Genomic DNA, 6,263 nt, shown 5'->3' on the forward strand with positions numbered 1-6,263 from the left:
TATAAATCCTGACTTCTTAGAAGAAGTAGTTAGGCAATTTAAAGAACAATTTAATATTTTGTCAGAAATTGCTGCTTAAGGTATATGGAGTTTACGATGAAATTGCAAACATTTCTGGACATTACCCCACGATTTTACTACAGGCTATCCAGCAATGAACCAGATGCTATCCAGCAACTACAACCATGGTCTTCCGCAACAACCATCATTTCCTGTCCAACCACCATCCACTACACCTGTCCGTTTCTTTTCCAGCTGAACCACTGCTGACCCGCCCAACCTGCACCGACTGGTGCGGGTTGACCTAGCCTGTACGTTAGAGCTTTATTTTGCGTTTATGAATTTGCTTACCGTCCAGCCACGATTAGCTACACCCATCCGTTTCTTATCTGTGTTCGCCACCCCCTCAACTAGAGTTGAGTAGAGTTTGATAGAGTTGAGAAGAGTTGAGACAGAGCCATGGAGGGATAAATTATTTTTGCATTACTTTTCACCATTCACTTTTCACTATTCACTAAGATAGATACACGCGCAGGGAAATTTAGATTTTAGATTAAACTTGAGACAAAGAGCTATTTTGGTCTTTTGTGTCTTTAATTTTAATAGCTTTACCTAAAGCAAATAATGTTTTATCAATATAATATAAATAATCAGGAATATTTTTTAGGTTTATTTGGACTTCCTTTACCGACCATTTTTTATAATCTGATATTATTTTTTTATGACTTTTATTAACTGTACTCAATTTTCTTAACTTATTTATTTTTTTTGAATCAGTGTTTTCAGTTTTATATATTGCAAATGCACGTAAAACATGTTGATCAATAATAGGTAGATTTTTATTTTTCAAGTATTTACCAAAATGGTAAAACACTAATCCATCTTCTTTTGAAATTGATTCTTCTTTATCCCTAATCCCTTGAATAATATGTTTAATTTTAGTTAAATCCCCATTTTTCCACAATGCTACATAAAAAAGTTTGGTAATAGCATCTGAGTTCTTTATAATATTTTGAAAATTTGGAATTATATTTCCCTCATTGTCGATAACATTTTGATTTATTAGCAAATCAATTTCATCTTTGTTTATATCAAAATTTATTCTGGGATATTTATCAACATTCATTTTGTTTTTAATGAGGACTGGATCTTCATCAATTATTTTTTTTATTGAATCTGTATCTTGAGCCTCTAAGATTTTATTAAAAATACAATCCACATATTCTTTCACGTCATCTGCGGTTTTTAATTCATTATTAACCATTAATCTTTCTCCTCTCACAATCCCAAATACCAATCACTAATTTTCTTATATAAACTTTTATCTGTATCTATCAAAAACGAATGCTCTTTGCCAGCCCACACTAATTTTTTATTAGCCGACTTAACCTTATTATAAACATAGTGCGCTGATTTCGGATCTGCCACATCATCGTTAGGGTAATGCATTATAAGTATTGGACAAGTTACTTTACTAAGTTGTTTTTTGACGTTTTTGGCAAAATAAGAAAGCTGAACAGCGGAATCTATAGGATTTCTAAGATAAGTGATATGTTGTCTTTCAGGCGGTATAGGAACATCTATATGTCCTAATGGAATATGTAGTAGTTTTGTTATCGGATACAGCCAGTAAGCATATTTAGCATTGGAATTTAGATACAGGAATGTTCCAGCAACAACTAAACCGTTGATGTTATAATTCTCTGCTAGCTTTAGCCCAACAAGTGCACCAGCTGACACACCAAACACATAAACATTTTTATAGTTTTCTGAGCAAAAAACATAGGCTTCAGTTGCTGAAGAATACCACTCTTGCCATTTTGTATTCTTTAAATCTTCCGGAGTAGTACCGTGACCTGTTAACCTTATTGCGAACACATCAAAACATTGGTTATAAAGATAGTTCCCTAAGTTTAATGTTTCTGTTGGATTGGAAGTGTAACCATGGACAAGTAAGGCTACTTTATTGTTGGATGGATGTTGTAAATAATATGAATGTCCAGACTCTCTAACGTTGAGTGAGGCTTCTTTAATTAGCAGGTTTTGGTAGAAATCAGGAGTTGAGGCAAAGAGGAAGGAAAATAATAAAAGGAAAAGGATTTGTTTCATTGTATTAAAATTATATCCTAAATTACTGCACGTCGTCACCCAACACCCCTTTTTCTAACCCAAGTAGCAGTTTGCAATATTCTTCATAGATATAGCTTTTCAGTGAGACATAGAATATGATATAGGATACCTATGCAATCATTAATACTTATTCCATTCTACTGGCTCGGCGCAAATCTTGAGTTACTCATTAACTCTTTTTTAGTAACTTTATTCGTTGGACTCATAATTATATATCCGCTTAGAAATAAAAAGTCACTATTCTATAATATTTTAATTTGGATTTTTTTTATATTTCATTCTTGGAATATTTTTCAAATAACAGCAGGCAATGCGTGGTTGTTTTATCATAAAAAGTTATTGGCTATTTTATTAGGATTACTTTTTGCTTTAATAACTGTTTCAACTCCTTACATAATAAAGTTTTTTAAGACTAAATATATTAAATGGATATATTCCATATCAATCATAATAATAGTTGGTTGCTCTACATATATAATACGTTATTAAAATAAATAATGTACGATATAAATGTACATTTGTCTGTTTCCTGTGGTTCTGTCTAAAATAATTCATGACTTCAATATAACCATTGAGGAGTTCACTAGTATGTTGAACGGAAAAGAGGGTTTGTTTTACTTCTTTGAAATTTCCTGTATAGCTTCGTAAGCTGTCATATCACCTAATTCACCTGCTTTTTTTAAATCAGATAATGCTCCATGTTTATCGCCAGAATAGTATTTAGCAAGCCCTCTGTTATGGTAAGCCTCAGCATATTTAGGGTTAAGTTCTATTGCTTTGGTATAGTCCTTAATAGCCCCTTTGTAATCTTTTAGTTTAGCTTTAATATTTCCTCTGTTATAGTAAGCATCTACATATTTAGTGTTAAGTTCTATAGCTCGAGTATAATCTTTAATAGCTCCCGTGTAGTCTTGTAGGTTATCTTTAGCAATTCCTCGGTTATAGTAAGCCCCTGCATCTTTAGGGTTAAATTCTATTGCTTTGTTATAGTCTTTAATAGCTCCCGTGTAGTCTTGTAGATTATATTTAGAAAGCCCTCTGTTATAATAAGCTCCTGCATATTTAGGGTTAAGCTCTATTGCTTTGTTATAGTCTTTAATAGCTCCTGTGTAGTTTTGTAGGTCATCTTTAGCAACCCCTCGGTTATTGTAAGCAGCTGCATATTTAGGGTCTAACTCTATAGCCTTAGAATAATCATCAATAGCCTCTAAGTAATCTTTTAGGACAGCCTTAGCATCCCCTGCATTATAATAAGCTAATGCATTTTTGGAGTTAGCTGCACACACATAAGTAAAAGAAAAAATTAAAATTATTATTCCTATTAATATTTTTTTCATATAGGTTAATAATATAGGGACATTCTTTTTAAATCAATTATTATCAAGCCAATTAATCCATTTTATAATTATAGAACTACATAAAAGTAATGCTACTTTATTATTAGGTTTGTGTTGTAAATAATATGGAGTGCTTGACTCTTGTACGGCGAGAAAGGCTTATTTAATTAGTAGGTTTCGGAATAAATTACTAGGCGGAGCCCATCCAAGAAATACTTACCTAGAATTCGTTCAGGTTTTTCAGTGAATAAATTTTGCCTTTAGTAGCATATAATCCAGTAATTACATTAATGCCATATCTTGTTTTAATCGATTGAATTATTCGAGTGGTATGGTCATTTTCTTTACCAGCAAAAACAATTGCAGGACATAAGTTGTTACCGTTTTTTATCGGCAATATTTGTTTCATAATAAACTTAGGGGTAACTTCTAATACAATTCCATTAAAGCTAAATATTATCTCAGGAAAGGGAACCATATTTTTTGCTTCGAAAAATGTTACTAACATTGAGTTTTCTATATAACTGTTTCGTTTTCCGTTTGACTGCTTTACTGTGGTGACTCCACCTAAGCAGCAAACAGAGACATCCGCAGTAAAATATATATATTCATCATGTGCTGACTGTACTCTCGTGTTATGATGAACCTCATATATTAGTTGAGTGTTTCCCTCTTTTTTATTAACAATAAAATATGAAAAATTATCAACGATTCCTGCTGGACTTAATTTGAAATGAAAAGCCCCATTTTTTTTATTTATATTTTTAACTTCAATCTCGAATTTTTTTCGAGTGTAATATCTCAAAATATCACTATAAACAGACATCTCAAAAAGGTCGCTCATGCGATTTGAGTTTTGATTAAAGAAAGCTCCATTCCTCCCTATAAAAGAAGAAATATCTTTCAAAAATTCAACTCTATCCTTCCAAAGTGTTTTTCTTTGACTCATAAATCAGAGAATGATTTTCCTGCTTTAATGTGGGCTTCTATGTTAGGAATATTCAATTGTTCGATTGTTAGCTCATATTTATTAATTATAGCAAAAAATTGAGTTGTAATAGATTCTGTTTTTTTGAGATAGTGATTATCAAGAGTATAAGAACCCATTTCAACTTGTTTCACACCGTAAGACCGAGTGTTTTTTATAAAGTTTATTGAACCATGGAAAGGAACTATTACTTTTTCGTGAAATATAGCTAACGCCAACATGTCCCAAAAATATTCTACATTAAGACTAGTTGTGTCTATTTTGTCTAGATTTTTATGATTAACCAATTTTAACAATCGGGTTTTGTTATTAAAATATTCAACCCTGATTTCTTTGCCTAAATTTGTTCCGATGCCGTTAGTTAAGACATTAATCATTTCCATAAACATTATTATATACTAATAATCCAACATTGCGTCTAACGGTCCAGCAGTAATCCGAATGCTCTGAGAAATTTGAATTTATTCTAGAGGTTTGCTGGAGGCCAAGAAATGTAGTGACACAGCGTATACTGCGTGTTATATGCTGAAAGCGAACACTTTTTTATCTTTTCTGTAAATATATAGACAAGTTATCTATAACTAATTATTAAAGTATGAAGTATACTTAAAGCATGAGAAAAATTTTATTATTAATAATCCTTAGTACATGTGTGTTGAGCTTTTCAACAACTAAGTTGAATGAACGAGATATCGGAAGTAGTTTTGCATGGTTAGAACAAACAATAAAGATTGATAGCCAAGGAGTTTTAAATAAAGACCTATATAGTGGGCTTGTAGGCTATATCTATATGATGCATGGCATATCACCATCTGAAAATAAGCTTTTTGCAAATTCCTACCCACCAAATGTTTATAGTTGGTCGAAAATAGGTTTTGACGCTGAAAGATTTATAGCATTAGAGAAAGTTATAAAGAAAAACTTAACAAAAGACGATTTAGAAGGAGTATATGCTTCAATGCTATTGTTAAATCAAGAAGCACTAAAATCTGGGAACAAAGATGCGAATGATGAATTCTATAAAATTGGTCTTGTATTTGGTGAAATGAATAGTAGTTTAAGTAATACTTTTAAAGCTGATCTTTCAAATGATAACATTAATAAAAAAGTTAAAATGATTATTCATAAGGGTGGAACAAATCTAATAAAAAATAAAGTATTTTTAAAATATCTATCTTATTGTTCTATACTCTCTGTAGATGACAAAGAGCTCCTTAAAAAGTCCTATTCCAGATAAAATATTTATATTTAAAAGTGTTTTTTCTTGCATATAACTTGTTTTTTGACGCAACTTATTGTGTATCATTTTCCAAATGGGGGGTATCGACGAACCTTCCCTATCTACTCACCACTGCCCAAATACCTGTAGCCATCCCAACCGCACTTAACACCTTATACCAGTTATCTTCCCAAAATTCTGGTGTTTTACCATAATTTACAGTAACAACATCACCAGCTTGTAAGTTACAAGAGGCCAATTGATTGCTAGATTGCCCCATATAGGCAATAGCTTCTTGAGGCGTCTTTGCTTCTTTTACTTCCCAAGTTTCTTTTTTGGGGTCAAGTTGTACAACATATATAGGTTTTGGAGTTAGGTAGATAACTACATCTGCATTTTTAATATATAGAGAATAATTATCCCTGACTTTTTTCTGAAGCTCATCCAAAGATAAACCACTAGCGTTCATTCTGCCAATAGATGGTAGCGAGATACTTCCATCAGGTGCTATGGCTTGTTTAGTGTCTAATTCAGTTTTATTAATAACTTTAATTTCCAGAGTGTCCCCATAAGAAAGAATATATGGTGT

At 31.9% G+C, this 6,263-nt stretch carries 7 protein-coding genes; 1 reads left to right on the forward strand and 6 read right to left on the reverse strand.

Translation table 11 applies throughout. From position 1 onward, the window contains the following. Positions 1-553: 553 nt before the first annotated feature. The 5 genes from PHF25_08225 to PHF25_08245 form a co-directional block, all read right to left on the reverse strand. The gene (locus tag PHF25_08225) at positions 554-1,264 is read right to left on the reverse strand and encodes a hypothetical protein (protein ID MDD4528002.1); all 711 of its coding nucleotides are present in this window, start codon (positions 1,262-1,264) and stop codon (positions 554-556) included. Positions 1,265-1,278: 14 nt separating this feature from the next. Beyond that, a complete protein-coding gene (locus PHF25_08230) occupies positions 1,279-2,109 on the reverse strand; it encodes an alpha/beta fold hydrolase (GenBank protein ID MDD4528003.1) in 831 nt (276 codons plus the stop codon). A 635-nt stretch (positions 2,110-2,744) separates the two neighbouring features. Then, complete coding sequence (locus tag PHF25_08235) at positions 2,745-3,467, reverse strand: tetratricopeptide repeat protein (GenBank protein MDD4528004.1); 723 nt, start codon at positions 3,465-3,467, stop codon at positions 2,745-2,747. A 220-nt stretch (positions 3,468-3,687) separates the two neighbouring features. Continuing rightward, positions 3,688-4,416: a hypothetical protein gene (locus tag PHF25_08240; protein MDD4528005.1), complete on the reverse strand. Its 729-nt coding sequence runs from the start codon at positions 4,414-4,416 to the stop codon at positions 3,688-3,690. Beyond that, positions 4,413-4,838, reverse strand: a complete 426-nt coding sequence (locus tag PHF25_08245) for a hypothetical protein (protein MDD4528006.1) — start codon at positions 4,836-4,838, stop codon at positions 4,413-4,415. The genes PHF25_08240 and PHF25_08245 overlap by 4 nt, the downstream gene beginning before the upstream one ends. A 230-nt stretch (positions 4,839-5,068) precedes the next feature. On the opposite strand from PHF25_08245, the gene PHF25_08250 reads away from it, so the two are divergent. Beyond that, entirely contained in the window at positions 5,069-5,692 is a 624-nt protein-coding gene (locus tag PHF25_08250; protein MDD4528007.1) for a hypothetical protein, read from the forward strand. Positions 5,693-5,792: 100 nt separating this feature from the next. Here PHF25_08250 and PHF25_08255 read toward each other — a convergent pair. Next, positions 5,793-6,263: polysaccharide biosynthesis/export family protein (locus PHF25_08255; GenBank protein MDD4528008.1), on the reverse strand; the 471-nt coding region annotated here is incomplete at its 5' end.

The sequence above is a fragment of the Candidatus Margulisiibacteriota bacterium genome (genome assembly GCA_028706105.1).
Lineage (GTDB): Bacteria > Margulisbacteria > Riflemargulisbacteria > GWF2-35-9 > DYQY01 > DYQY01.

What these genes read in the sequence shown, in the direction of transcription:
- PHF25_08225 (MDD4528002.1), bottom strand. Translation starts at nt 1,264, where the DNA reads ATGGTTAATAATGAATTAAAAACCGCAGATGACGTGAAAGAATATGTG.
- PHF25_08230 (MDD4528003.1), bottom strand. Translation starts at nt 2,109, where the DNA reads ATGAAACAAATCCTTTTCCTTTTATTATTTTCCTTCCTCTTTGCCTCA.
- PHF25_08235 (MDD4528004.1), bottom strand. Translation starts at nt 3,467, where the DNA reads ATGAAAAAAATATTAATAGGAATAATAATTTTAATTTTTTCTTTTACT.
- PHF25_08240 (MDD4528005.1), bottom strand. Translation starts at nt 4,416, where the DNA reads ATGAGTCAAAGAAAAACACTTTGGAAGGATAGAGTTGAATTTTTGAAA.
- PHF25_08245 (MDD4528006.1), bottom strand. Translation starts at nt 4,838, where the DNA reads ATGGAAATGATTAATGTCTTAACTAACGGCATCGGAACAAATTTAGGC.
- PHF25_08250 (MDD4528007.1), top strand. Translation starts at nt 5,069, where the DNA reads ATGAGAAAAATTTTATTATTAATAATCCTTAGTACATGTGTGTTGAGC.